Genomic DNA, 23,695 nt, shown 5'->3' on the forward strand with positions numbered 1-23,695 from the left:
CCTCCCGGCCGGAGGCCATAGACTCGGCGCGGGGAGCATGAAGGGGGTGGGCCATGGCCCTGGACGTGGCACAGGACCAGGCCGGTGCGGGCGGGCCGCTAGAGCGGCCCGGTCCGGACGAGGCGCAGGCCACGACGTCGGTGCCGCGGGCGGCGCTGTCGCGGGCGCTGGCGGTGCCGCTGGTCATCGCGTTGGTGGGGTTCCTGCCCGCGTACGTGGCGGCCCAGCCCGGCACGGGCGTGCGGGACACCGCGTACTGGCTCCAGTTGACGCTGACGGTGTACGGCGGCGGCCGGCTGGCGGCGATGGTGCTGACCCGGCGACGGCGGCTGATCCAGGGCGCGTTCTGGCTGTTCGTGTACGTGGCGATGGGCGTGGCCCCGCTGGCGCAGGCGGTCATCGGGCAGGTCCCGACGCCGGTGGTGGGCCCGCGCTCCGACACGACGACGGCGATCACGCTCGTCCTGATCGGCTGCGTGGCCTTCGACGTCGGCGCGCTGCTGGCCCGGCACCGCCCGGCGGCCCGTATCCGCAAGGCCCGCCCGCAGGCGTCCGTGTCGCGGCGCCGCCTGTGGCTGCTGATCGTGGTCGCGTACCTCGGCAGCGCGCTGTGCATCATGAAGCTCGGCGGCCCGACCGTCTTCTTCTCCAGCCGTCAGGGCATCAGCGAGTCGGTGCAGGCCAGCGGTCTCGCGGGCAACGGCGGCGACAGCCATGTCGGCTCGGCCTTCATCCGCGGCTTCGGCACCGTACCGGCGCTGCTGGCCATGCTCTTCCTGATCCGCTGGATGATCACGTCCCGGATCGCCCGCCGCAGGCCGCTGGCCATCGCCGCGCTCACCGGCCTGGTGCTGATCAACGTGATCGTGAACAACCCGATCTCCAACCCGCGGTACTGGTTCCTGACCGTCGTGTTCTCGCTGCTGTTCACGGCCTTCCCCAAGAGCCCGGTGATGTACCGCACGGCCCTGGTGACGGGCGTGGTGGCGGCGCTGCTGCTCTTCCCGTTCCTCGACCGCTTCCGGTACGACTCGGGCGGCTACCACCCGGTGGAGACGACGTCGGCGCTGGAGCCGCTGACGCTCAAGGACTACGACCAGATCGGGATGTTCGCGAACACCATCACCTTCGTGCAGTCCGGCGAGGGCCACTCCCACGGGCGGCAGCTCGCGGCGGACGTCTTCTTCTTCGTGCCGCGTTCGATCTGGCACGGCAAGCCGCTGGACTCCGGTGTGCAGGTCGGCCAGTGGATGGGCATGACCAACACCAACCTGTCGTCGCCGCTGTGGGCGGAGCTGTGGCTGGACTTCGGCCCGGTCGGCATGACCGGCGGCTTCCTGCTGCTGGGCTACTTCTGCGCCCGCGGCGACCGCAGATACGCCCAGCGCACGCTGGAGGACGGCCGCCCCGGCACGGTGATGGCCGTGGTGATCCCGCTGGTGTGCGGCTACTCCTTCATCCTGCTGCGCGGCCCGCTGCTCCAGGCGTCGGGCCGGATCGGCATCGCGGCGGTATGCCTGCTGCTGGTGACGACCTTCAGCGCGGACCGGCGGAAGATCCTGCGGTGACGCCCTCCGCCGAGGCGTCCGGCGCCTGAGGGTCGGTGGCGGCGGCGGGCGCGCGCTTGACGGCGACGATCCGCAGCCACAGCGCCACCGCCTTGAGCGCGGAGCCCAGGGCCAGCCCCCAGGCGGCGCCCATCACGCCGTCCCACTGGTAGCCGGCGAGCATGAAGACCACGGACGCGAGCGAGAAGACCACCTGGATCGGCAGCGTGGCGCGGGGCCGCAGCACGCGCAGCGTCAGCAGGGCGCTGGTGCCCAGCGCGATGCACGCGTACTGGCTGCCGGAGGCGGCCAGCAGCGCGGACGACGACGCCCAGGTGTCACCGAGCAGTTGGCGGCCCACATGGGCGGGCAGCAGCATCAGCACGACCGTCCAGGACACCGCGATCCAGGCGAGGACGGTGGCGAGGACGGCGGTCGCGCGCACCTTGTCGTCGGAGCCGCGGACCCGGTTGAGCAGCGGCGGCCCGAAGGCGGTCGCGGAGTTGAAGAGCACGTTCATCGGGCCGAAGAGCGTGGTGGCGCCGCGCAGGGCGCCGACGGCCAGCGGCGCGGCGAACAGGCCGAGGCCGACGACCGCGAGCTGACTGGTGGCGTTGCCGACGCCGAACTCGATGACGAAGCGCTGCCCGAGGTGCCCGCGGCGGACGAATTTGCGCAGGTCCACCGGCGCGCCCTTGACCTTCGGCCACAGCAGGGCGGCGCCCACGAGCAGCGCGGGCACGGCGGACACGCCCCAGACGGCGACGAGCCGGACCGCGCCCGCGCCGTGCGGCTGCATGGCCAGCGCCGGTACGGCGACGGCCAGTCGTACGGTGTCGGCGGCCAGCGCGTAGTGCGGCAGCCGCAGGGCGGAGAAGCAGTACCGCATGCCGTCCTGGGTGAGCACGATCGGCAGCACCAGGCCGAGGACCGCCAGGCCCCGCGCGGTGCCGCCGGGCACGAAGGCGAGCCCCGCGGCCATCGAGAAGCCGATCACGGTGGACGCCACGGCGGTGAAGGTGGCCGCGCTGCGGCAGGCCGCCCGCACCTGCGCGGCGCCGCGCTCCAGCACCAGCGCCTGTCCCACGTAGGAGACGCCGACGCCCAGCAGCACCGTGAACACCATGTAGACCATGGAGAACACGGAGAATCCGGCGGCGCTGGACAGCCGGGCGGCCACGACGAGCACGATGATGTTGGTGAAGGCGGCGACGCCCTGGTCGGCCACCGAGCTGATGATGGCGGCCTTGGTGCCGGGACCGCCCTTGGACGTGCCGGACCCGGCCGGGTCGCCGGACTCGTCCTCGCCGTCCGCCGACGCGTCGGTCGGGCCGGACGGCGCTGAGCCGCCCGGGGGATCGGGCGGGCCGCCGTACGCGAACTCGGCCCCGGGGCCCACGGCCGCCGTCGTGACCGGGTGGGTGACGGGGCGCCGCGGGTCGGGGCCCGTCAAGGGACCGGGTGTCGTTCCGGAGCGGCCGGGCTGTGGGACTGGGCGGACGGCTCCCCGTCGTGGTGCCGGGGCTGCTGCGGTATCCCGCCGCCACCGCCGGAACCGCCGCTCCCGGTGCGGCCGGTGGCGGTCCTGCGGCGGCCGAGGCGGAAGCGGCGCCCGCCGCCGGTCTCCGCGGCCGAGTGCAGGACCACGCCGAGCACGGCGCCGCCCGCCGCGTTGACCAGCTCGCGGACGCGGACGAGGTCGGCGCGGTGCACCTCGCGCGGGTCGCAGACCACGACCACGCCGTCGACCCGGTCGGCGAGCGCCAGCGCGTCGGCGTAGGCGAGGACCGCGGGGGCCAGTACGACCACGGCGGCGCCGGGGGTGTCGGCCTCGGAGAAGAGCCTGGTGGCCGGGGCCGAGGTGAGCGCGCGGGCCACATTGCGGACCCGGCGGCCGGGCACGAGGTCGAAGGAGCCGGACTCGCCCGCGTCGATGGAGACTTGCAGCCCGGCGGGCCAGCCGCCCTCGCCGAGGCCCGGCGAGCGGGCCCAGCCGGGGCGCGCGCCGCCGTCGGCGGTGCGCAGCCGGGCCGACAGCGACGGGGTGCGCAGATCGGCCTCGACCAGCAGCACCTCCATGCCCATCTCGGCGAAGGACGCGGACAGGTTGACCGCGACGCCCGCCGCGGTGTCGCTGCTGCCGCGCGGCGCGACGACCAGCAGCCGCCGCCGGTCGGCGAAGCGCTTGTCGTGGGCGAGCCGGAAGCCGACCGCGCGGTACTCCTCGGCGAGCCGTCCGCCGCTCTGCCCCTCGGCGAGCAGCGACGCGGGGCCGCTGCCGCGTCGGCGGCGGCCGCGCGGCAGCGTGCCGAGCACCGGGGCGCCGAGCGTGCGCGTGACCTCGCCCTCGGAGCGGACGGTCGGGTCGAAGACCAGCCTGACCCAGGCGCCCAGCAGGCCGAGCGCGATACCGACGCCGCCGCCGAGGCCGAGCATCATCGGCAGTCCGGGACCCGCGGGGGCCTTGGGCGCCACACCGGGCCTGATGATCGAGCCGGGCGTGGTGTCCAGGGCGCGCAGGCCGCTGATGTTGCCGTTGAGTTCGAGGATGCGCGAGAGCAGGTTGGTCTGCTGGGTGGTCAGGGCGCTGATCACCTGGGCGTTGACGGTGTTGTCGATCTGCTTGAGCAGGTCGTCGCGCTGCTTGTTCAGCGGGTCGAGCTGGGCCTTGTAGCCGTTGACCATCGTGTTGATGGTGGACTTGGTCTGCGCCTGCCGGTTCTCCAGATACGCCTTGGTGAAGGCGTTGACCCACAGCGCGGACTTGGCCGCGTTCCCGGTGCTGCACGTGAAGCGCAGGACGAGGGTGTTGGGCGGGTTGGTGACCTGGAGGCAGTGCTCCATGGCGTCGGCCGGTGCCTTGACGATCTTCGCCGCCGCGTCGGAGACGGTGCTGCTGACCGCGGTCTGCCGCTCGGAGCCGATGTCGATGCCCTTGTCGGCGGAGGCGCCGGTGGCGAACGGGTCGACGGTGGCGGCCCTGATCCGTACCTCGCTGGTGGCCGCGTAGGAGTCGGCGCCGGTCAGCGCGAGCCAGGCGCCGCCGAGGAGGCCGACCAGCACACCGGCCACGATCAGCGCCCGGTAGCGGATGAGCTGGCGGAACTGGTCGCGGAGCAGATCCGGTTCGTCCTGCGCCTCGGTGGCGCGCGTCGTGTCGCTCACTTGCCCACTGCCCCCTCGATCTCCCCGGTTCCCCCGGCCGTCCCGGGCTCCCGGGCCTCCCCGTCCTCAGGAGGCGTCTCGCGGGGCGCCCCCAGCGCCTCCGCGAGCAGTGCGTCGATCCGCGCGAGACCCGCCTCGCGGCTGAGATGCGCGTCCACGTACTCGGGCCCGCGCGCCCCCAGCGCGTCGGCCCTACCAGGATCATCGGCCAGAGCGCGTACTACGTCCAGCAGTGCACGCGGATCCTCCGGCGGGACGACGATTCCCGCCTCCGAGCGTTCCACTTCCTGGGCGGTGCCGCCCTCGGCCGCGACGGAGGCGACGACCGGCCGCCCGGCGGCGAAGTAGGAGGTGAGCTTGGAGGGGATGCTCATGTCGAGCACGGAGGCGCGCTGGGTGACCGCGAGCGCGTCGGCGGCGGCCAGCATGTCGGGGAAGTCGTCGTCATCGGCGGGGGGCGCGAATTCCAGGTTGGGCAGGCCGCCGGCCAGCGAGCGCAGGTGCTCGCGCTGGTTGCCGTCGCCCATCAGCACCACGCGCAGCGCCGGGTCGAGGCGCGCGGCCTCGACGAGCACTTCGAGGCCCTGTTTGAGGCCCATGTTCCCGGAGTGCAGCAGCACCGTCTGGCCCGGACGCCAGCCCAGCCTGGCGCGCATCTCCTCGCGCGGCCTGCTCGGGCGCTTGACGTGCGACCAGTTGGGCACCAGCCGTATTCGCTCCTCGGGCACGCCCATCGCGGCGACCTTGGCGACGAAGCTCTCGTGGATGACGCCGACCAGCGTGGCGCGCTTGAGCGCGTACGCCTCGACCGCGCCGGCCGCGGAGGCCGCCCTGCCGCCGCCGCGTATGCCGCTCTGCGCCGCCGCCGCGCCCATCAGGTCCTGCACGACGGGGATGTACGGGACGCCGTGCCGCCGGGCGATCCGGGCGCCGACCAGGCCGCCGCCGAGGCTGGGCATCTGGGCGATCACCGCGTCGGGGCGGTTCATCGCGGGCGGCGCGAGCAGGCCGTGGCCGAGCACGGTGGCCTCGAACAGGGCGCGGGTGACGGCGCTCTGGCGCGGCGGCACGAGGTGCTTGCGGCGGTGCACGCTGACCCCGGCGCGCCGCTCCTCGGTGCGCCACACCCGGGCGTACTCCGGGTCGAGCCGCCAGGCCGGGTAGTGCGGCATACCGGCCAGGACGTGCACCTCGTCGCCGTTCGCCGCCCAGTGCTCGGCGATCTGGGTCGCGTACGGACCGATCCCGGCGTGCTCAGGCGCGTAATTCGTGGAGACCAGCAGCAGACGGCGGCGCGCGCCGGACTCAGCCACGGAGTGTTCCCTTCCCCCGGCGTCCCCAGACCCCCCAGAGACCGCCAATGACGAACAAGTGCCCACCCTAGCTGTTCACCAGGAGAGCACACGCCCGCTTACCATCGGTTGTACTTTCGCTAATCGCCGCTTGACCGCAACACGGCACGGCTATCGTCTGAGACTCCGCGACGCTGGGGAGCGTCGCACAGCTCACCGTACGACCGGGGGGTCGTTTTATGTCACATCGGGTCGGTTACGCGCCTGGGGTCTACGACCTCTTCCACGTGGGGCATCTCAACATCCTGCGGCACGCCCGCAGCCAGTGCGACTACCTGGTCGCGGGCGTCGTCTCGGACGAGATGGCGCAGCTCGCCAAGGGCCGCAGTCCTGTGGTGCCGCTGGTGGAGCGGCTGGAGATCGTCCGCAGTGTGCGCTTCGTGGACGCGGCCTTCGTCGAGACGGTGCCGGACAAGCTGGAGACCTGGCAGCAGGTCCGCTTCGACGTGCTGTTCAAGGGCGATGACTGGCGCGGTACGGACAAGGGGCGCCGTCTGGAGCGGGACTTCGCGACGGTGGGCGTGGAGATCGTCTACTTCCCGTACACCGTGCACACGTCGAGCACCCAGCTCCGCAAGGCGCTCGACGTGCTGACCGAGCCGGCGCAGCCCTCGGTCAGACCCTCCGAAGCTCTCTGAACCACTTGGTGAGGAAGGCCGCGAGGAAGAGCGCGTGCACGGCGAAGAGGACCAGGTATCCGGTCCTGAAGGCGCTCTGGCTGCCGAGCAGCAGGAAGACCAGGCAGAAGACGCCGTAGTCGACGGGCAGCAGGGCGACCGCGCGCAGCCGTGAGGGCGCGGGTGACGGCGCGGGGGCCGCCCCCTGGCTCTTCGGCTCCTTCGGCTTGAGCTTGTCGGTGAGCAGGCCGCCGAAGAAGATCAGGACGGCGGCGAGCTGGAAGCCCAGCGGCAGCAGCAGCCAGCCGTCGCCCGGCAGGTCGAAGTGCCGGTAGAAGGTGATCAGCACGGCCGCGTGCACGGCGGTGATCTTCGCGCAGTCGACGACGTGGTCGAGCCACTCCCCCGCCGGGCTGCCCGCGCCGAGCAGCCGGGCGAGCTGTCCGTCGGCGGAGTCGAAGGCGAAGCCGACCACCAGGCCCGCCCACACGGCGAGGGCCAGCGGCCACGAGGGGCGGCCGAGCGCGAGCGCGGCGACGGCCGCGCCGCTGAACACGGCGCTGACCAGGGTCACCTGATTGGGCGTCAGTCCGATCCGGTACGCCCCCGCGGCGAGCACCCGGCCGACCGGCCGGTTCACGTAACGGGAGTAGAGCGACACGCCCTTGGCGGTCTTCTGCGCGGCGCGCAGCCGCCGGACGGCGGTCAGGAATCCGGCGTCGCGGACAGGCGCGGTACGCGTGCCGCGCGCCACCACCGGGCCCGCGCCGCCGTTCGTCGCGGGGGTCGGACCTTCGCCCGCGTCGCCGTATGTCCCCGGGGACGTCCCGGCGCCCGGGGCACTGCCCGCGTCCATGCCGACGCCGCTGGCGGCGCCCGTGTCGGCGCCGTCGCCCGCACGGGCATCCGTGCCGTCGTCCGTCCCGGCACCCGTCCCCGCCGTTGTCCCGGCCACGCAGCCCCCCACGCACCTCTTCGCGGTCACCCGCGGTCCACCCCCCGGTCACCGCGGCGCGGTGCCTTCGTCGGCCCATGATGGCAGGCGGCCCAGCGGACTGACTCATCCGTGCGACTCCGCGCGACGCGGGCCCGGCGACATGGGCCGAAAGTGGCGTTACGTCATAAGGTGATGCCCGATGTCCATCTCCCGCCGAAATCTGCTGCAAGTGACCGCGTCCGGGGCGCTGCTGGCCGGGTGCTCCGACGGCCGTCCGTCCGGCGCCGCACCCGCCCCCGCGCCCGGCACGTCGTCCTCGCCCTCGTCCCCCGCGTCCCCCGCCCCCACCGGCGCGCCCTCGTCCCCGCCGCACGCGCCCGCGGGGGAGCCCGCCACGTCCGCGCCGCCGCTGCCGCCCGGCCTGCCCGACCAGATCGAGCACGGCCCGCGCGACCGCGAGCGGCTCGCCCTCACCTTCCACGGCCAGGGCGAACCGGCGCTGGCCACCGCGCTGCTGGCCGAGGCGGAGAAGGCCGGGGCGCGGGTGACCGTGCTGGCGGTCGGCGCCTGGCTCGACACGTATCCGCGGCTCGCCCGCCGGATTCTGGACGGCGGTCACGAACTGGGCAACCACACCCAGACGCACGGCGACATCGGCGCGATGGACGCCGCCGCGGCCACCGCGGAGATCGAGGGCTGCGCCCGGCGGCTGACCGAGCTCACGGGCTCGCGGGGCCGCTGGTTCCGCCCGTCCCAGGCGCGGATGGCGACCCCGCTGGTGGTGAGACTCGCCCGCGAGGCGGGCTACCACGTGCTGTCGTACGACGTCGACCCGCTCGACTACACCGATCCGGGGGCCGACCGGGTGCGCGCCGCGGTGGCCGCCCGGGCCCGCGCGGGCTCGGTGGTCTCCCTGCACTTCGGGCACTCCGGCACGGTCGCCGCGCTGCCCGGGATCCTCGACGACCTGCACCGCCGGGGCCTCCGCGCGGTCACGACCTCGGAGCTGCTGACCTGATGCGCCGCATCCCGTTCCGTTCCCCGCACCCGGCCCCCGGCCACTCCCGGCCGCCCGCGGTCTCCGCCCGCACGCTCCTCGTGGCGGGCGCCGCCACCGTCGCCGTACTCGCGGGCGGTGTGCTCACCGCGGGCTGCGGTACGACGGCCACCGGCGGGCACCCGCACGCGACCGCCTCCGCCAAGGCCGCCAAAGCCGCTGCCGGGGCGACACCGCAGTCCGCGCCGCGCGTCCCGGCCGCCGGGCAGGGCCTGCCGGGCATGCCGCCGCCGCTCGACCCGAAGGACGTCTACGCCGCCGACCGGCCGAACGCGCTGTCCCCCGTGGTGCGGAACTTCCCTTCGCGGGTCTACGTGCCGAACACCGACTCCAACACGGTCTCGGTCATCGACCCGAAGACGTACAAGGTCATCGAGACGATCCCGGTCGGCGAGCAGCCGCAGCACGTGGTGCCGTCGTGGGACCTGAAGACGCTGTGGGTCAACAACGACGTCGGCAACACCCTCACCCCGCTCGACCCGGCCACCGGCAAGGCGGGTCCGACGGTCGACGTGCACGACCCGTACAACCTGTACTTCACGCCGGACGGCAAGTACGCGGTGGTGATGGCGTCGCTCGACCGCGAGCTGGTCTTCCGTGACGCGCACACGATGGCGGTCAAGAAGACCGTGCCGGTGAGCTGTTACGGCGTGAACCACGCGGACTTCTCGCCCGACGGCCGGTACTTCATCGTGTCCTGCGAGTTCTCCGGCGAACTGCTGAAGGTCGACACGGCGGAGATGAAGGTCGTCGGCCAGCAGCGGCTGCCGTTCGAGGGCGCGATGCCGCAGGACGTGAAGATCTCGCCGGACGGCAAGACCTGGTACATCGCCGACATGATGGCCGACGGCGTGTGGGTGATGAACGGCGACACCTTCTCCAAGCCGACGCTGCTGCGCACCGGCAAGGGCGCGCACGGCCTGTACGTCTCGCGCGACTCGAAGGTGATGTACATCTCCAACCGCGGCGAGGGCTCGATCTCGCTGCTCGACTTCGCCACCGGCAAGCTGGTCCGCAAGTGGCACATCGAGGGCGGCGGCAGCCCCGACATGGGCGGGGTGTCCGCGGACGGCAAGGTGCTGTGGCTGTCCGGGCGGTACGACGGCGAGGTGTACGCGATCGACACCGCCGACGGGCGCACCCTGGCGAAGATCCCGGTCGGCTCGGGACCGCACGGCCTGGCCGTCTACCCGCAGCCGGGCCGCTACTCGCTCGGCCACACCGGCATCTTCCGCTGAACGGCCGCACGGGCGTCGTCCGTTGAACGGCCGCACGGCGCACTGCGTTGGACGGCCGCACGCGCGAACTGCGTTGCACGGGCGCACGGGCGTCTCATGTTCAACGGCCGCACGGGCGGCCCCGCGTTGAGCAGGCCCGCTACACCGGCCCCGCGGTTCCGGCCTTGAGGATCGCCCTGGCCAGTCCGGTCGCGGCGGCGGCGCGTGGCGCGCTGCCGTCGCGCCAGGTCCTGGTCGGGTGGACGGAGTTGGCGAGCAGCACGAGAAAGCTGTCGCTCTCCGGGTCGACCACGAGGCTCGTGCCGGTGAAACCGGTGTGCCCGTACGCGCCGCGCCCGGCCAACTCGCCCATGAACCACGCCTGGTCGGTCTCGAAGCCGCCCCAGGGCCCGCCCCGGTCGAGCAGCGCCCGGCAGAACAGCGCCAGGTCCCAGGCCGTCGAGAACAGCCCGGCGTGCCCGCTGACCCCGCCCATCGCGTACGCGTTCTCGTCGTGCACGCTCCCGCGCACCATGCCGCGGTCGAGCCTGCCCCACGGCCGCCGCTGGTCCTCGGTGGCCGCGATCCGCGACAGCGCGGCGGACGGCGGGTTGAAGCCGGTGTCGAGCATGCCGAGGGGGCCGGTGACCTCCTCGCTGATCAGTACCGCGAGCGGGCGGCCCGTGGCGGCCTCCAGCGCGTACTGGACCGCGATGAGGTTCAGGTCGGAGTAGACCCGCAGGGTGCCCGGCGGGTGCACCGGCTCCTCGTCCCACAGCATCCGCGCCCGGCCCTGCGCCGTCGGCCGGTCGTAGAAGGGCAGTTCGGGGCGCAGGCCCGAGGTGTGGTCGAGGAGCTGCCGTACGGTGATCGCGCCCTTGCCCGCCGCGCCGAACTCCGGCACGTACGCGGCGACCTCCCGGTCCTGGTCGAGGTGGGTGGCCGCGACGGTGGCCGTGAAGAGCTTGGTGAGCGAGGCCAGGTCGAAGACGGTGTCCTCGCGCATCGGCACCCACTGCCCCGGCGGCAGCTCGACGCCGACGTCCGCGCTCTCGTCGTACGCGCCGTAGCGCACCGCCCAGCCGACCGCCTCGTGCAACGCGACGGTCCTGCCCCGGCCGGCCAGCACGACGGCGCCCGCGCACCAGGGGTGCGCGGGCGCCGGGCGCGTGTACGCGGCCAGCGCGGGGACGATACGGCTCAGCTCTGCGGCGTCGAGACCCGCCTCAGGGCAGGTACCTCTCGACAGCGGCGGCGCCATGTTCCTCCAGTGCTCTGCGGGCCTTCTCGATCCGTTCCGGCGTGGGCTCACGGCCGGAGAGCAGTACCAGGTCCTCCGGGCTCACCGAGCCGTCGGCCGCCCCCTCCGCGCCCGTGCGCAGGGAGCTGTCGGCGCTCTTGAACGCCCATGTGCGCTCGTCGTCGCCCGGCTCGGCGAGCCGGTCGGTACGCGCGCCCACGCTCTTTCCGGGGCTCTCGTCCGCGGTATCGGACATCGCATCCTCCTGATGGCCCGCGGGCCTCCTGATGGTCCGCGCCGCGAGCCGCCTGATGGCCCGCGTGCCGCCTAGGGTCCCTCCACGGTACGACGCCCGCGCACGCACAGCCCGACGAAACAGGCGACGGCCACGAGTGCGCAGGTCAACTGCACGAGGGCCATCGGCACCGCGGTGCCGTCACCGGCCACTCCGGCCAGCGGCGACGCGAGGGCGCCGATCAGGAAGGACGAGGTGCCCACCAGCGCGGACGCCGAGCCCACGTCCCGCTTGACGCGCAGCAGCGCCAGTGTGTTCGCGGTGGGCAGGGTCAGGCCCATCGACGCCATCAGCACGAAGAGCGCGGCGGAGACGGCGGGCAGTCCCGCCCGGCCGAAGACGCCGGTGGTCAGCAGCACCAGCGCCACCGAGGCGGCGGTGATCAGCGCGAGCCCGATCGTGAGGATCTTCTCCATCGCGACCCGGCCGACCAGCACCTTGCCGTTGAGCTGGCCCACGCCGACGATGCCGATGGAGTTCAGCCCGAACAGCAGGCTGAAGGTCTGCGGCGAGGCGCCGTAGATGTCCTGGATGACGAAGGCGGACGCGGACACGTAGGTGAACAGCGCCGCGAAGGCGAAGCTGCCCGAGAGCACGTACCCGGTGAAGATCCGGTCGCCGAGCAGCCGCTTGACCGCGCCGAAGGTGCCCAGCAGCCCGCCGGAGTGCCGGCGCTCGGGCGGCAGCGTCTCGTGCAGCCAGCGCCACACCACCAGGGTGAGCAGGACGCCGATCACGGTGAGGACGGCGAAGACGCCGCGCCAGTCGGTGATCCGCAGGATCTGGCCGCCGATCACCGGGGCGACGATCGGGGCGACGCCGGAGATCAGCATCAGAGTGGAGAAGAAGCGGGCCATCTCCACGCCGTCGTAGAGGTCGCGGACGACCGCGCGGGCGATGACGATGCCCGCCGCGCCCGCCAGGCCCTGGATCAGCCGGAAGGTGATCAGCAGGCCCGCCGAGGGCGCGAAGGCGCAGACGGCGGTGGCGAGGATGTAGATGACCATGCCGGTCAGCAGGGGACGGCGGCGTCCCCAGCGGTCGCTGAGCGGCCCGACCACGAGCTGGCCGAGCGCCATGCCCGCGAGGCAGGCGGTGAGGGTGAGCTGCGCCGTCGCCGCGGTGCTGTGCAGGGCGTCGGTGACCTGGGGCAGCGCGGGCAGATACATGTCCATCGACAACGGCGGCACCGCGGTGAGGCCGCCGAGAACGAGCGTGACGAGCAGGCCGGTACGGCGCTGCGTGCCGATGGTCGGGGTAGGGGTGGTGGTGTGGGTGGTGGTGACATCGGTGATGTCAGCGGTGTGCGCGGGTATGGGCGGCCCGGCGTCCTGCACGGCACTCTCCGTAGGTGGTAGTTGAACCGTTCTCTATCCTTCCAGTGATCGCGCACGACCGAGACCACGTTTTGACCCTGACCGACGAGTGGGAGACCGACCGATGAGCGACGACGGCGTACGGACCATCCGCTGGGGCATCCTGGCGACCGGCGGGATCGCCGCGACCTTCACCGAGGCGTTGCTGACGCTGCCGGACGCGGAGGTCGTCGCCGTGGGCTCGCGCACCCTCGAGGGCGCGAAGGCGTTCGCCGAGCGGTACGGGATCGCGCGCGCGTACGGCTCCTGGGCGGAGCTGGCCGCGGACGACGGGGTCGACGTGGTGTACGTCGCCACGCCGCACTCCGCGCACCGCGAGGCGACCGGGATCTGTCTGGAGGCCGGGCGGGCCGTGCTGTGCGAGAAGGCGTTCACCATCAACGCCCGTGAGGCGCACGAGCTGGTGGACCTCGCCCGCGACCGCGGCCTGTTCCTCATGGAGGCCATGTGGATGTACTGCAACCCGCTGATCCGGCACATGCTCGCGCTCATCGCCGAGGGGCTGATCGGTGAGGTGCGGGACGTCTCGGCCGCCTTCGGTTTCTCCGGGGACTTCCCCGCCACCCACCGGCTGCGCGACCCCGACCAAGGCGGCGGCGCCCTGCTCGACCTCGGCGTCTACCCGGTCTCCTTCGCCCAGCTCCTGCTCGGCGAGCCCGACGAGGTCCGGGCGTGGTCCCACCTCACGCCCGAGCGCGTGGACGACAACACCGGCATCGTCCTGGGCTGGAACGACGGCGCCGTCGCCACTTTGACCTGCTCCATCACCGCCGACACCGGCGCCCGCGCCGTCGTCACCGGCAGCGCCGGCCGCATCGAGCTTCCCGAGGGCTTCTTCAACCCCGAGCGCTTCGTCGTCCACCGCCAGGGCGAGGAGCCCCGCACCGTCCTCTTCTCCGACGTCGTCGCCGACGGCCTCACCCGCGGCACCATGGCCTACGAGGCCGCCGAAGTCATGCGCTGCCTCCGCGCCGACGAACTCGAGTCCCCCCTCGTCCCCCTCGCCGGCTCCCTCTCCATCATGCGAACCCTCGACACCATCCGCGAACACACCGGCGTCACCTACCCCGGCATCGACTAGGGCCTGTCCGGGACGTGCCCCGTCACGGGCGCCGGGGGCACCTCCCGGCCGAAGGCCGGGGGGGGGGAACCGCGCGAGCAACCCGTCACCGGCGGGTGGTCCGGAGACCACCGGACTGCCCCGCCGGGGCGGGTGGTGACCCGCGGGAGCGCCGCGGCTCAGGCGGCGGAGTGGGCCGGGGCGATGGCCTCGATGCGGGCGGCGAGGTCGAAGTCCTTGGCGGTGAGGCGCCCACCGGCGGCGTGGGTGGTGAGGGCCACCGTCAAGGTGTCGTAGCCGAGGGTGAGTTCCGAGTGATGGTCGAGCTCGGCTTGGATCCCCGCGATGTGCAGCGCGAAGATCGCGGCGGGAAGGTGCGCCAACCGGTAGACCCGCCGGAGCGAGGCGGCGGCGTCGGCCCCGTCACCACCGGGCAGCACCTCCCAGCCGGGAAGCCCGGCGAGCCGCGCGGCCACCTGGTCGGACGAGAGCGGTTCGGCGTAGGGCATCCGGGGGCCTCCACGGAAAAGGGGCGGGCGGGTGGGCGGGCGGGCGGGCGAATTCATCCTCGCACCGCCCAGCGCATAACCTGCGGTGCCATGAGCGAGAACGAGCGAGTCGCGGTCGTCACGGGTGCGGGTTCGGGCATCGGCCGGTCCGTCGCGGTGGAACTGGCGGCGGCCGGCTGGACGGTACTGCTGGCGGGCCGCCGCGAAAAGGCGCTGGCCGAGACGGCGGAGCTGGCGGCGGCCGGCCCCGGACGCACTCTGACCGTACCGACCGACGTCACCCGTCCGGAGGACGTGGAGCGACTGTTCGCGCGGGACACCGCCCCCGGCCGCCTGGACCTGCTGTTCAACAACGCCGGAATGTTCGGCCCGCCGGTCCCGGTCGAGGACCTGTCGTACGACGAGTGGCGCGCCGTCGTGGACGTGAATCTGCACGGCGCGTTCCTGTGCGCGCAGGCGGCGTTCCGGCGGATGAAGGACCAGGACCCGTCCGGCGGCCGGATCATCAACAACGGCTCCGTCTCGGCCCACGTCCCGCGCCCGCACAGCATCGCGTACACCGCGACCAAGCACGCCATGACCGGCCTGACGAAGTCGCTGTCGCTGGACGGCCGCCCGTACCGCATCGCCTGCGGGCAGATCGACATCGGCAACGCGGCGACCGAGATGACGGCCCGGATGCGGACCGGGATTCTCCAGGCGAACGGCACCACGGCCGTCGAGCCGGTGATGGACGTCGCCGACGTGGCCCGTACGGTGCGGCACATGGCCGAGCTGCCGCTGGAGGCCAACGTGCAGTTCGCGACGGTGACGGCGACGACGATGCCGTTCATCGGACGCGGCTGAGGGCGCGCCGCGCCCGGCGGCGACAGCCACGGGAATACGCGCGGGACGGCGCCGGGTTGGAGCGGTCATGACGACACCCTCGGGGCCCGACATCCTGCGCTACACGGCCTTCTCCGACGACCCCGAAGGCGGCAACCCCGCCGGGGTCGTCCTCGACGCCTCGGCGCTCGACGCCCCCGGCATGCTGGCCGTCGCCGCCGACGTCGGCTACTCCGAGACCGCCTTCGTCACGGCGACGGACGGCCGCACGCTGACCGTGCGGTACTTCAGCCCGAAGGCGGAGGTCTCCTTCTGCGGCCACGCCACCCTCGCCACCGCCGTGGCGGTGGCGGACCGACTCGGCGCGGGCGACCTGCTGTTCCGCACCCGGGCGGGCGACGTCCCGGTCACCGTCTCGACCGGCCCGGACGGTACGCCGCTGGCGACGATGACCAGCGTCGAGCCGTACGTCGAGGACATCGCGCCCGACGCCCTCGCCGAGGCGCTGGCCGCCCTCGACTGGCCCGCCGCGGACCTCGACCCGGCCTTCCCGCCCCGGGTCGCGTACGCGGGCGCCCGCCATCTGGTGCTGGCCGCGGCCACCCGCGAGCGGCTGGCCGACCTCGCCTACGACTTCGACCGGCTCGCCGCGCTGATGACCGCCGTGGACCTGACCACCGTCCAACTCCTGTGGCGCGAGAGCCCGTCGGTCTTCCACGTCCGCGACCCGTTCCCGGTCGGCGGTGTGGTCGAGGACCCGGCGACCGGCGCCGCCGCGCTGGCCCTGGGCGCGTACCTGCGCGACCTCGGCCTGGTCGCCCCGCCGGCCACCCTCACCCTTCACCAGGGCCACGACCTCGGCCGCCCGGCCACCCTCACGGTCACCGTCCCGCCGTCCGCGACCCCGTACATCCAGGTCACGGGCACGGCCGTCCCGATCCCGGCGTAAGGCCACCGTCCCGGCGGGTCAGACCGCTTCCTTCTCCCATACCGAGACGTGCCGGGTGCTGTCCTGCGTGAACGGCTCGCGCGACCAGCCCGCCCACCGCTCCCGCAGCCGCATGCCCGCCAGTTGGGCCATCAGGTCCAGCTCGGCGGGCCAGACGTAGCGGAACGGCGTCGAGGTGACCTGTCCCCTGCCGTCCTCGGTGACCGTCACGTAGTGGCAGGTCGCGTCCTGCGTGACCGTGTCGTAGACGGTGTACGAGCAGCCGTCGGGGCCGGTGTGGAACGGCACGACGTTCTGTCCGTGCGGGATCTTCCGCAGCTCGGGGACCATGACCTCCACGACGAACCGGCCGCCGGGGCGCAGGTGCGCCGCCGCGTTGCGGAAGCAGGCGACCTGTGACTCCTGCGTGGCGAGGTTCATGACGGTGTTGAACACCAGGTAGGCCAGCGCGTATCCGCCGCCGTCACCGTTCCCGTTCCCGTCTGCGGTCCCGTCCGTGCTCGCGTTCCCGCCCGCGATCCCGTCCGTGCTCGCGTTCCCGTCCGCGGTCCCCGCCGCGTACCCTTCCGCCGTCGTCGTCGCGATGTCCCCGATCGTGACGGGGATGTCCCGTCCGCCGGGCTTGGCCCGCAGCCGGGCCACCATCGCGCGCGACATGTCGATGCCCGCCACCGGCACACCGCGCTCGGCGAGCGGCACCGCGATCCGGCCGGTCCCGATGGCCAGTTCCAGCGCCCGCCCGCCGCCGGCCTGGTCCGCGAGGAAGTCCACCGTCCGCCGCACCACGCCCGGATCGAACTCCTCACTCGTGTCCGCGTCGTACCGCCCGGCCACGTCTTCGCCGAAGTACCCGTCGTCATGTCCGTCGTGGTGTCCGTCGTCATTGCTCACGCGCCGGACGCTAACCCGATCCCCGGGACGGCCGCGCCCGATTATTCCCGGCCACCGCGGCCTGCACCGGCCTGCTCCGGCCTGCTCCGCCGCCCCGGCCGCCCGCGCTGTCCTGGCCGGGGGGCCGTGAGGTGGGCGGATACGGCGTGGATAGAGTGCTGGACGGTCCGCGCGAGCGGGCGTCCGTCACGACGAGGGGGAACTCGCGCATGCGCAGCACGACCGGGGCACGCAGGGCCGGAATCGGGGCCGAGGCCGGGCGGCGGGTGCGGCTCGGGGCCGCGGTCGTGGTCACGGCGGCGCTGGGGCTCGGGCTGGCCGGGTGCAACGGGTACCAGAGCACGTCGCCGTCGGCCGCGCGCAAGCATGTGGCGGCGGACGGCACGACGGCCGCCTTCGCGCAGGGTGCGGACGGGCCCGTGGACTGCCGGAAGGCGAAGTGCGTGGCGCTGACCTTCGACGCGGGGCCGAGCGTGCGGGCGCCGCAGATCATGAGCATTCTGCGGAAGTACCACGTGCACGCGACCTTCTTCACGCTCGGCAAGAACCACGTGATGAAGCACCCGCAGATGGTGCGGGACATGGTGGCGCAGGGCGACGAGGTGGAGACGCTGACCTGGTCCCACCAGATCCTCACCAAGATCAGCTCGTCCGAGATCCGCAAGGAGATCACCGAGGGGCGGGACGCGGTGCAGAAGGTGACCGGCGTCCGGCCGACGCTGCTGCGCCCGCCGCAGGGTCGTACGAGCAGCAAGGTGACGGCCATCGCGCGGGACCTGGGCATGGCGGAGGTGGTGTGGAGCGCCAACGGCCAGGACTACCGGACCACCGACTCCGCGCTGATCGCCAAGCGCATCCTCCAGCAGACCAAGCCGGACGGCATCATCCTGCTGCACGATCTGGTCGACCCGACGAACAAGGGCTACAACGGCACGGTCGCCTCGATCGCGCCGATCGTCTCCACGCTCCAGGCCCGCGGCTACACCTTCGTCACCGTCTCCCAACTCCTCGCGCCGGGCACACCGCAGCCCGGCAAGGTCTACAAGTAGCCACGCCCCGAACGACGTTCACAGCGAAGCCCTGACTGACGAAGGCGGACCCGATGGCCCTGTTCGACCTGCCCCTCGACGAACTCCGCGCGTACCGCAGCCGGTCCGCGGAGCCCGCCGACTTCGACGCCTTCTGGTCGCAGACCCTGGAGGAGGCCCGCGCGCACCCGCTCGAGGCGCGGTTCGAGCCGGTACGGACCGGGCTCTCGACGGTCGACGTGTACGACGTCACCTTCGCGGGCTTCGGCGGCCAGCCGGTCAAGGGCTGGTTCGTGGCGCCCGCCCACGCGGCCGAACCCCTGCCGCTGCTGGTCGAGTTCGTCGGCTACGGCGGTGGGCGCGGCCTGCCGCACACCCATCTGCTGTGGGCCTCGGCCGGTTTCGCGCACCTGGTGATGGACACCCGTGGCCAGGGCAGCGGTTGGTCCGTCGGTGACACCCCCGACGAGGCGGGCAGCGGGCCCGCCGTCCCCGGTTTCATGACCCGTGGCATCGAGGACCCGCGATCCTTCTACTACCGCCGGGTGTTCACCGACGCGGTGCGCGCCGTCGAGGCGGGCCGCGCGCACCCGTTGACCGACGCCGCGCGTACGGTCGCGCTCGGCACCAGCCAGGGCGGCGGGATCACGCTGGCCGTCGCGGGCCTCGTACCGGACCTGGCGGCCGTCGCCCCCGACGTCCCCTTCCTGTGCGACTTCCCGCGCGCGATCCGGCTCACCGACCGCGACCCGTACCGCGAGGTGGGCCGCTACCTCAACACCCACCGCGCGAGTGTCGACCGGGTCACCCGGACGCTGTCCTACTTCGACGGCGTCCACTTCGCGGCTCGCGCCAACGCCCCCGCCCTCTTCTCCACCGCGCTCGAAGACCAGACGTGCCCGCCGTCCACCGTCTTCGCCGCCTTCAACGCCTACGCGCACGCCGACAAGCAGATCGAGATCTACGACTTCAACGGTCACGAGGGCGGTGGTCCTCACCAAGAGGCCACCCGCCTCGACTGGCTCCCCAACCACCTCACCCCCCGCCGCCCGGCCTCGGAGGACGGGAGCCCCGCCCCGTCGGGGCCGTGAATCCTCGCCTCAACTGCGCGCAGGAGGACGACCCGCGCGACGCCCCGGACCTCGGCCCGCTGGAGGAGTAGCCGCTCCACGGAGAAGAGGCAGCGCGACGACGAGCCCGCGCACCGCGGTCGCGGTGGCGCGGGCTCGTCGTCGCCGCTGTCGGCCGCGGTCAGCCCGTGCAGGTCAGGGTCGGATTGACCCAGTCCCCGTGGTCGTTGCCGTTGCCGTCGCCTCCGTCGCCGACGCCCAGGTCGATGACCTGGCCGCCGGTGACCGGCACGTCGATCGCGACCGGCGCCGAACCGCCGTTCAGCACGGGCGTGGTGGTGAGCGCCTTGCCGTCGAGGGTCACGGAGAAGGTGACCGTGCCCGGATCGCCGTTGTCGACGCCGACCAGGGCGGTGAACCTGGTGCAGCGCCCGTCGAGGTAGATCTGCACGTCGCTGGGCGAGTTGGTGCCCAGGCCCTTGGCGTAGGTGACGCCGCCCAGCTTCAGCGGGGTGCCGTCGCCGGACGCGGTGTCGCCGACGCTCTGGTCGCGTTCCACCGGTCCCCAGCCGTTGGTCGCGGACAGGAACTCCAGGTCGCTGACCTGGTTGTCCCCGGCCGGCGGCGGCGCGGGCACCGCCCCGACGATCCGTACGTCACGCGGGGCCGTGGTGGACCGGCCCTGCGTCAGACGGGCCTTCACCGTCAGGGAGTTGACCTTGGCGGGGCTCTGCGGCGCGGTGACCTTCCAGGTGAAGGCGGCCGAGGAGCCGCCGCGTATCCGGTCGACGACGGCGGGCGCGGACCGCGGGCTCACGTTCCACCCCGGCGGTACGTCGAGTGCCGCCGTGACCTTGGTGGCGGTCGGGCCGCCCTTGGGCACGGTGACCGTCGCGGTCGCGGTGAACGTCGCGCCGCCGCCCACCGATCCGGGGACCTGGAGGGAGACCGCGGAGGCCGGGGCGCCCGGCATGGCGTAACGGGCCTTGTCGTAGCGGGGGCTCTGGTTCCGGGCGACGGTCAGCGAGGAGGCGTAGCTGCCGTAGTCGGTCAGCGCGACCTTGCCGAGTCCGCCGGTCGTGCCGTCGAGATTCCACACGGCGAGGCTGACGGTGTTCCTGCCGTGCGGGTCGATGACGCCGTTGGGCAGCGGGAAACTGTGCTGCGGGCCCACGTAGTTGACGTAGTTGCCCATGTTCCAGCCGTTGACGTAGATCTCGACGCGGTACTTGCGGGACGGGTCGTCGGTGAAGGTGAGGCCGAGCGAGGTGTCCTGGCCCTTGGGGAGGTCGAGGTTGACGTCGGTGGTGTACCAGGAGACGCCGGGCGTGGTGTCGGTGGTCGGCAGGGTGACCGGCGTCCAGCCGTCGGTGGGGTGGCCGGGCAGCGGGTATCCGGCACGCTCGCCGTACAGGCCGCCGGAGTTGAGCGGACCGCGCACGGTGTCGACGGGGGTCTCGCCGCCGCGTACGCCCTGGAGCCGCCAGGTGATCGTGTCCAGCGGCGCGCCGGCCAGTGAGGCGCCGGTCAGACCGCGGGCGGCCTTGTTGCCGTTGGGCGGGTTGTAGTCCTCCTCGTGGCCCATGTTGACGGTGAGCACCGAGACGACGTTGTCGCCGGTCGTCTTGAGCACTCCGGCCGGGAACGCGTACGTCTTCTGGCCGTCCGCGGTCGCGCTGCCGAGGAAGGTGCCGTTGAGCCAGACCGAGGAGGCCGCGGCGCCGCCGCCGCTCTGCGCGGACAGCGTGATGCCGGTCTCCTTGCCCGTGGCGGTGAACCGGCCGCGGTACCAGGTGCTTCCGGTGTGGAAGCCGTAGTCGTCGGCGAACAGCACCGGCAAGGTGGCGGGCGTGGTGCGGCTGTTCGAGGTGGTCTTGTCGGCCACCTGCCAGGTCGAGTCGTCGAAGCCGGCGGCCGACTCGGGCGACTCCTGGATGTGCTTCCAGCCGGTCAGCGCGGGCAGGCTGACGGCCGCCGCGGTCGGTACGGTGCCGGTCCTGCTGCCGGTGGCCGTGGTGGCGGTACGGACGCTCTTGCCGTTCCACGTCACGGAGTCGGCGGTGCTGAAGACCTCGATCGCGCCGTCGGTGGCGACGTCGCCGGTCAGGGCGAGCGCCGAGCCGTTCGAGACCGCGCCGCGCAGCAGGTGGGTGCCGCGCACCAGCACGGGCCCTGCGGCGGTGTCCTGCCGCCAGAAGGTCTTGGCGGTGTCGGTGTCGGCGAGCAGCAGGAGCAGCGGGTGCGCGCCGCCGCTGATCCGCACGCGGGTCAGGCCGGTGTGGGCGTAGTTGAGCCGCAGGTCGCCGGTGGCCGGGTCCCAGGCGGAGGTGACGGCGCCGCCGGTGGCGGTGACCGTCGGGCGGGTCGCGTAGCGCAGGACGGTCTCGCCGTCGGAGCCGTGGTCGCCGTAGAGCACCGCGACATCACGGCCGCCGATGGTGGCGTTCGTCATGATCTCCGAGGTGCTGTACTGGAGTTGGTTACCGCCGAGGCTGTAGTCCGCGACGATGATCTTGCTCTGGCGGCCGTTGAGGGTCAGCGCCGTGCCGGGCTGCTGCGGGACGGTGTAGACGGGGGCGGTGGAGCCCTGGCCGTTGTCGACGTCGATCGCGTCGATGGTGACGAACTGCCCTGACGCGGCGGTGTTCTTGGTGCCGGTGGCCACGATCTTCAGGGTGTGCGCCCCGGCGGCGAGCCCGGTCGCCCGGTAGGCCACGTACTGGTTCTGCTTGGTCGCGCCGTACAGGTCGACGGTCTTGACCTTGGCGCCGTCGAGGTAGACGTCCGCGATGCCGTGGTTGCCGTCGAGGTTGGTGACCCACTTCACGCCGGTGCCGGTGAAGCCGACCGAGACGCTGTCGCCCGCGGTGTCGGAGAACGACTCGGTGTGCTGGTAGTCGCCGCCGGTGTAGTTCTGTTCCGCGCCGACGTGCGACCAGGCGCCGGTGTACGCGAGCGCCGGGTCGACGTCGTCGTACGTGTAGCCGGGGTGCGCGCCGAGGTCGATCGTCACGTGCCCGCTGTCGGTGGTCGTCGCGGTGGAGTCGGAGTGCCGCAGCACGTGGAACTGCGTGCCGGTGTCGGGGTTGCGGCGCGCGGTGTCGACGATCTTCGCGTTGTCGGTCGGGGTGGCGGGCAGCGCGTCGGTCTTGGTGAGCGGCGCGAGCGCCTGTGTGAAGTAGCCGATCAGCTTGTCCTGGTCGTACTTCGGGTCGAGCTGCCGGTTCTCGCGGATCGCGGCGCCGTAGTCGTACGACGTGTAGTTCTGCGGCTCGCCCAGCCAGCCCCAGTTGGTGCCGCCGTAGAGCATGTAGAAGCTCTGCGAGGTGGCGCCGACGGCGATGTTCTGCTTGTAGAACACGTCCGCGAACTGGTCGTTGATGAGCTGCGCGCACTTGTCGTAGCCAGGGCCGCCCCACGGGTCGAAGGCGCCGCCCTGGAACTCGGCGGTGGCCAGCGGCTTGCCCGGGACGTGGTCGTAGCTGATGTCAGGCACGCCGTTCCACCGGGTGGGGTTAGAGCAGTTGAAGCCCTGCGGGTAGGAGTCGGCCGCGTCGACGGCCAGTTCGGCGTCACCGGAGTTGAAGGTGCCGTTGTTGTTGCCGACCAGCGGCACCTTGATGCCGTCCGCGGTGGCCTTGTCCTCCAGGTGCTTCATGTAGGCGCGGCCCGCCGCGCTGCCGTTGTAGTACTCGTTCTCGACCTGGTACTCGATCACCGAGCCCTTGCCGTCGGTGAGTTGGTGCCGGGCGATGATCCGGTCGATTTGCGTCTGCCACTCGTCGCTGTACTTCAGATACGCCGGGTCGCCGGTGCGGGTGTCCCCCGCCTTGGTGGAGAGCCAGCCGGGGAAGCCGCCGCCGTCCACCTCGGCGTTGATGTACGGGCCGGGTCGGGCGACCACGTAGATGCCGAGGTCGTCGGCCATGTCGAGGAGCTTGTCCACGTCGCGGACGCCGGTGAAGTCGTAGACGCCCGGGGCGGGCGAGTGGTAGCCCCAGTCGAAGTAGAGGGAGACGGCGTTGAATCCGGCCGCCTTCATCTTCTGGAGCACGTCCAGCCACAGATCCTGGCTCGGCAGCCGGTAGTAGTGGAACTCGCCGCCCCACAGGTAGGTGCGCTTTCCGTCGATCATGAACGAATAGCCGTCGTAGGTGACCGAGTGGGTGGCGTGCGGGGCGCCCGCGTGTGCCGTGTCCGGAGCCCGCCCCGGCGGTTCGGCGGCGGCCCCCACGCCGACGCCGAGACCGACCATGAGCGCGGCGGTGACCCCCAGGGCCAGACAGCGCCGCAGCACCCATCGGTACGTGCGATGAACAGCCATTCCTACCTCCACGTCACGTGCGGGAGTGGTCGCGAGCTTCAGCGGTCGCTCATGAACAGCCAGGAAAGAGCAGATTCCCTGTTGATATATGTGCGAACGAGTCGCATAGCGACGGGAAGTGTCGCAGTCTCCGATGGGTAACGCAACCATTCGGGCCGAAACGATTCAGCCGGATTCGAAGGAGGGCGGCGCCACGCGGCGCGGCCCCCGGACGGCCGTGCGTCCGGGGGCGGAAC

19 protein-coding genes are annotated in these 23,695 nt (G+C 72.6%); 9 read left to right on the forward strand and 10 right to left on the reverse strand.

Features of this window, described 5'->3' with window-relative positions; genetic code table 11:
- Window positions 1-53: 53 nt before the first annotated feature.
- Window positions 54-1,568, forward strand: coding sequence for an O-antigen polymerase (locus ACIO6U_RS02225; RefSeq protein ID WP_401714892.1), 1,515 nt, complete (start codon window positions 54-56; stop codon window positions 1,566-1,568).
- Here ACIO6U_RS02225 and ACIO6U_RS02230 read toward each other — a convergent pair.
- The 3 genes from ACIO6U_RS02230 to ACIO6U_RS02240 all read right to left on the reverse strand — a co-directional run bounded on the left by ACIO6U_RS02230 (window position 1,537) and on the right by ACIO6U_RS02240 (window position 6,025).
- The gene (locus ACIO6U_RS02230) at window positions 1,537-2,787 is read right to left on the reverse strand and encodes a hypothetical protein (RefSeq protein ID WP_355334747.1); all 1,251 of its coding nucleotides are present in this window, start codon (window positions 2,785-2,787) and stop codon (window positions 1,537-1,539) included. The two genes, ACIO6U_RS02225 and ACIO6U_RS02230, sit on opposite strands and share 32 nt — an antisense overlap.
- 209 nt (window positions 2,788-2,996) lie before the next feature.
- Window positions 2,997-4,712: a lipopolysaccharide biosynthesis protein gene (locus tag ACIO6U_RS02235; protein ID WP_401714894.1), complete on the reverse strand. Its 1,716-nt coding sequence runs from the start codon at window positions 4,710-4,712 to the stop codon at window positions 2,997-2,999.
- Window positions 4,709-6,025, reverse strand: coding sequence for a glycosyltransferase (locus ACIO6U_RS02240; RefSeq protein WP_391043668.1), 1,317 nt, complete (start codon window positions 6,023-6,025; stop codon window positions 4,709-4,711). Before ACIO6U_RS02240 ends, ACIO6U_RS02235 begins: the two co-directional genes overlap by 4 nt.
- 218 nt (window positions 6,026-6,243) lie before the next feature.
- Here ACIO6U_RS02240 and ACIO6U_RS02245 point away from each other — a divergent pair, with 218 nt between their 5' ends.
- Window positions 6,244-6,702, forward strand: coding sequence for an adenylyltransferase/cytidyltransferase family protein (locus ACIO6U_RS02245; RefSeq protein WP_355334575.1), 459 nt, complete (start codon window positions 6,244-6,246; stop codon window positions 6,700-6,702).
- On the opposite strand, the gene ACIO6U_RS02250 is transcribed toward ACIO6U_RS02245, so the two are convergent.
- A complete protein-coding gene (locus tag ACIO6U_RS02250) occupies window positions 6,680-7,372 on the reverse strand; it encodes a CDP-alcohol phosphatidyltransferase family protein (RefSeq protein WP_401715822.1) in 693 nt (230 codons plus the stop codon). The genes ACIO6U_RS02245 and ACIO6U_RS02250 overlap by 23 nt on opposite strands.
- A 445-nt stretch (window positions 7,373-7,817) precedes the next feature.
- Between ACIO6U_RS02250 and ACIO6U_RS02255 the strand changes: the two genes are divergently transcribed.
- Together ACIO6U_RS02255 and ACIO6U_RS02260 are read left to right on the forward strand one after the other, a co-directional pair.
- A complete protein-coding gene (locus tag ACIO6U_RS02255; protein WP_401714896.1) occupies window positions 7,818-8,636 on the forward strand; it encodes a polysaccharide deacetylase family protein in 819 nt (272 codons plus the stop codon).
- The gene (locus tag ACIO6U_RS02260; protein WP_355334581.1) at window positions 8,636-9,913 is read left to right on the forward strand and encodes a beta-propeller fold lactonase family protein; all 1,278 of its coding nucleotides are present in this window, start codon (window positions 8,636-8,638) and stop codon (window positions 9,911-9,913) included. Before ACIO6U_RS02255 ends, ACIO6U_RS02260 begins: the two co-directional genes overlap by 1 nt.
- Before the next feature lie 139 nt (window positions 9,914-10,052).
- Here the strand turns inward: ACIO6U_RS02260 and ACIO6U_RS02265 are convergent, their stop codons facing one another.
- From ACIO6U_RS02265 to ACIO6U_RS02275, 3 genes are all read right to left on the reverse strand, one after another.
- Window positions 10,053-11,153 carry a serine hydrolase gene (locus ACIO6U_RS02265; protein ID WP_391160066.1) on the reverse strand — a complete coding sequence of 367 codons (1,101 nt, stop codon included), beginning with the start codon at window positions 11,151-11,153 and terminating at the stop codon, window positions 10,053-10,055.
- Complete coding sequence (locus tag ACIO6U_RS02270; protein ID WP_355334759.1) at window positions 11,119-11,388, reverse strand: hypothetical protein; 270 nt, start codon at window positions 11,386-11,388, stop codon at window positions 11,119-11,121. Before ACIO6U_RS02270 ends, ACIO6U_RS02265 begins: the two co-directional genes overlap by 35 nt.
- A gap of 71 nt (window positions 11,389-11,459) precedes the next feature.
- Window positions 11,460-12,764, reverse strand: coding sequence for a multidrug effflux MFS transporter (locus ACIO6U_RS02275; RefSeq protein WP_401714899.1), 1,305 nt, complete (start codon window positions 12,762-12,764; stop codon window positions 11,460-11,462).
- A 103-nt stretch (window positions 12,765-12,867) separates the two neighbouring features.
- Here ACIO6U_RS02275 and ACIO6U_RS02280 point away from each other — a divergent pair, with 103 nt between their 5' ends.
- The gene (locus tag ACIO6U_RS02280) at window positions 12,868-13,884 is read left to right on the forward strand and encodes a Gfo/Idh/MocA family oxidoreductase (RefSeq protein ID WP_355334584.1); all 1,017 of its coding nucleotides are present in this window, start codon (window positions 12,868-12,870) and stop codon (window positions 13,882-13,884) included.
- Window positions 13,885-14,042: 158 nt separating this feature from the next.
- On the opposite strand, the gene ACIO6U_RS02285 is transcribed toward ACIO6U_RS02280, so the two are convergent.
- Complete coding sequence (locus ACIO6U_RS02285; RefSeq protein WP_401714901.1) at window positions 14,043-14,372, reverse strand: 4a-hydroxytetrahydrobiopterin dehydratase; 330 nt, start codon at window positions 14,370-14,372, stop codon at window positions 14,043-14,045.
- Between the two features lie 90 nt (window positions 14,373-14,462).
- On the opposite strand from ACIO6U_RS02285, the gene ACIO6U_RS02290 reads away from it, so the two are divergent.
- Together ACIO6U_RS02290 and ACIO6U_RS02295 are read left to right on the forward strand one after the other, a co-directional pair.
- Window positions 14,463-15,218 (forward strand): SDR family oxidoreductase, encoded by a 756-nt coding sequence (locus tag ACIO6U_RS02290; protein WP_401304099.1) that lies wholly within the window; start codon window positions 14,463-14,465, stop codon window positions 15,216-15,218.
- A 67-nt stretch (window positions 15,219-15,285) separates the two neighbouring features.
- A complete protein-coding gene (locus tag ACIO6U_RS02295) occupies window positions 15,286-16,146 on the forward strand; it encodes a PhzF family phenazine biosynthesis protein (protein ID WP_401714903.1) in 861 nt (286 codons plus the stop codon).
- Window positions 16,147-16,164: 18 nt separating this feature from the next.
- On the opposite strand, the gene ACIO6U_RS02300 is transcribed toward ACIO6U_RS02295, so the two are convergent.
- Window positions 16,165-17,037: an SAM-dependent methyltransferase gene (locus ACIO6U_RS02300; protein WP_401714905.1), complete on the reverse strand. Its 873-nt coding sequence runs from the start codon at window positions 17,035-17,037 to the stop codon at window positions 16,165-16,167.
- 209 nt (window positions 17,038-17,246) lie between these two features.
- Here ACIO6U_RS02300 and ACIO6U_RS02305 point away from each other — a divergent pair, with 209 nt between their 5' ends.
- On the forward strand, window positions 17,247-18,086 hold the full coding sequence (locus ACIO6U_RS02305; RefSeq protein ID WP_401714907.1) for a polysaccharide deacetylase family protein: 840 nt from the start codon (window positions 17,247-17,249) through the stop codon (window positions 18,084-18,086).
- Window positions 18,087-18,139: 53 nt separating this feature from the next.
- Window positions 18,140-19,156, forward strand: coding sequence for an acetylxylan esterase (locus ACIO6U_RS02310; RefSeq protein ID WP_401304106.1), 1,017 nt, complete (start codon window positions 18,140-18,142; stop codon window positions 19,154-19,156).
- 160 nt (window positions 19,157-19,316) lie between these two features.
- On the opposite strand, the gene ACIO6U_RS02315 is transcribed toward ACIO6U_RS02310, so the two are convergent.
- Window positions 19,317-23,459 (reverse strand): beta-galactosidase, encoded by a 4,143-nt coding sequence (locus ACIO6U_RS02315; protein ID WP_401714909.1) that lies wholly within the window; start codon window positions 23,457-23,459, stop codon window positions 19,317-19,319.
- Between the last annotated feature and the right edge of the window lie 236 nt (window positions 23,460-23,695).

It is taken from the genome of Streptomyces sp. NPDC087422, from assembly GCF_044744145.1.
Classification (GTDB): Bacteria; Actinomycetota; Actinomycetes; order Streptomycetales; family Streptomycetaceae; genus Actinacidiphila.

Bases quoted from the DNA above. Each gene is read 5' to 3' on its own strand.
- ACIO6U_RS02225 (WP_401714892.1), top strand. From the start codon at position 54: ATGGCCCTGGACGTGGCACAGGACCAGGCCGGTGCGGGCGGGCCGCTA.
- ACIO6U_RS02245 (WP_355334575.1), top strand. From the start codon at position 6,244: ATGTCACATCGGGTCGGTTACGCGCCTGGGGTCTACGACCTCTTCCAC.
- ACIO6U_RS02255 (WP_401714896.1), top strand. From the start codon at position 7,818: ATGTCCATCTCCCGCCGAAATCTGCTGCAAGTGACCGCGTCCGGGGCG.
- ACIO6U_RS02260 (WP_355334581.1), top strand. From the start codon at position 8,636: ATGCGCCGCATCCCGTTCCGTTCCCCGCACCCGGCCCCCGGCCACTCC.
- ACIO6U_RS02265 (WP_391160066.1), bottom strand. From the start codon at position 11,153: ATGGCGCCGCCGCTGTCGAGAGGTACCTGCCCTGAGGCGGGTCTCGAC.
- ACIO6U_RS02270 (WP_355334759.1), bottom strand. From the start codon at position 11,388: ATGTCCGATACCGCGGACGAGAGCCCCGGAAAGAGCGTGGGCGCGCGT.
- ACIO6U_RS02280 (WP_355334584.1), top strand. From the start codon at position 12,868: ATGAGCGACGACGGCGTACGGACCATCCGCTGGGGCATCCTGGCGACC.
- ACIO6U_RS02285 (WP_401714901.1), bottom strand. From the start codon at position 14,372: ATGCCCTACGCCGAACCGCTCTCGTCCGACCAGGTGGCCGCGCGGCTC.
- ACIO6U_RS02290 (WP_401304099.1), top strand. From the start codon at position 14,463: ATGAGCGAGAACGAGCGAGTCGCGGTCGTCACGGGTGCGGGTTCGGGC.
- ACIO6U_RS02295 (WP_401714903.1), top strand. From the start codon at position 15,286: ATGACGACACCCTCGGGGCCCGACATCCTGCGCTACACGGCCTTCTCC.
- ACIO6U_RS02305 (WP_401714907.1), top strand. From the start codon at position 17,247: ATGCGCAGCACGACCGGGGCACGCAGGGCCGGAATCGGGGCCGAGGCC.
- ACIO6U_RS02310 (WP_401304106.1), top strand. From the start codon at position 18,140: ATGGCCCTGTTCGACCTGCCCCTCGACGAACTCCGCGCGTACCGCAGC.
- ACIO6U_RS02315 (WP_401714909.1), bottom strand. From the start codon at position 23,459: ATGGCTGTTCATCGCACGTACCGATGGGTGCTGCGGCGCTGTCTGGCC.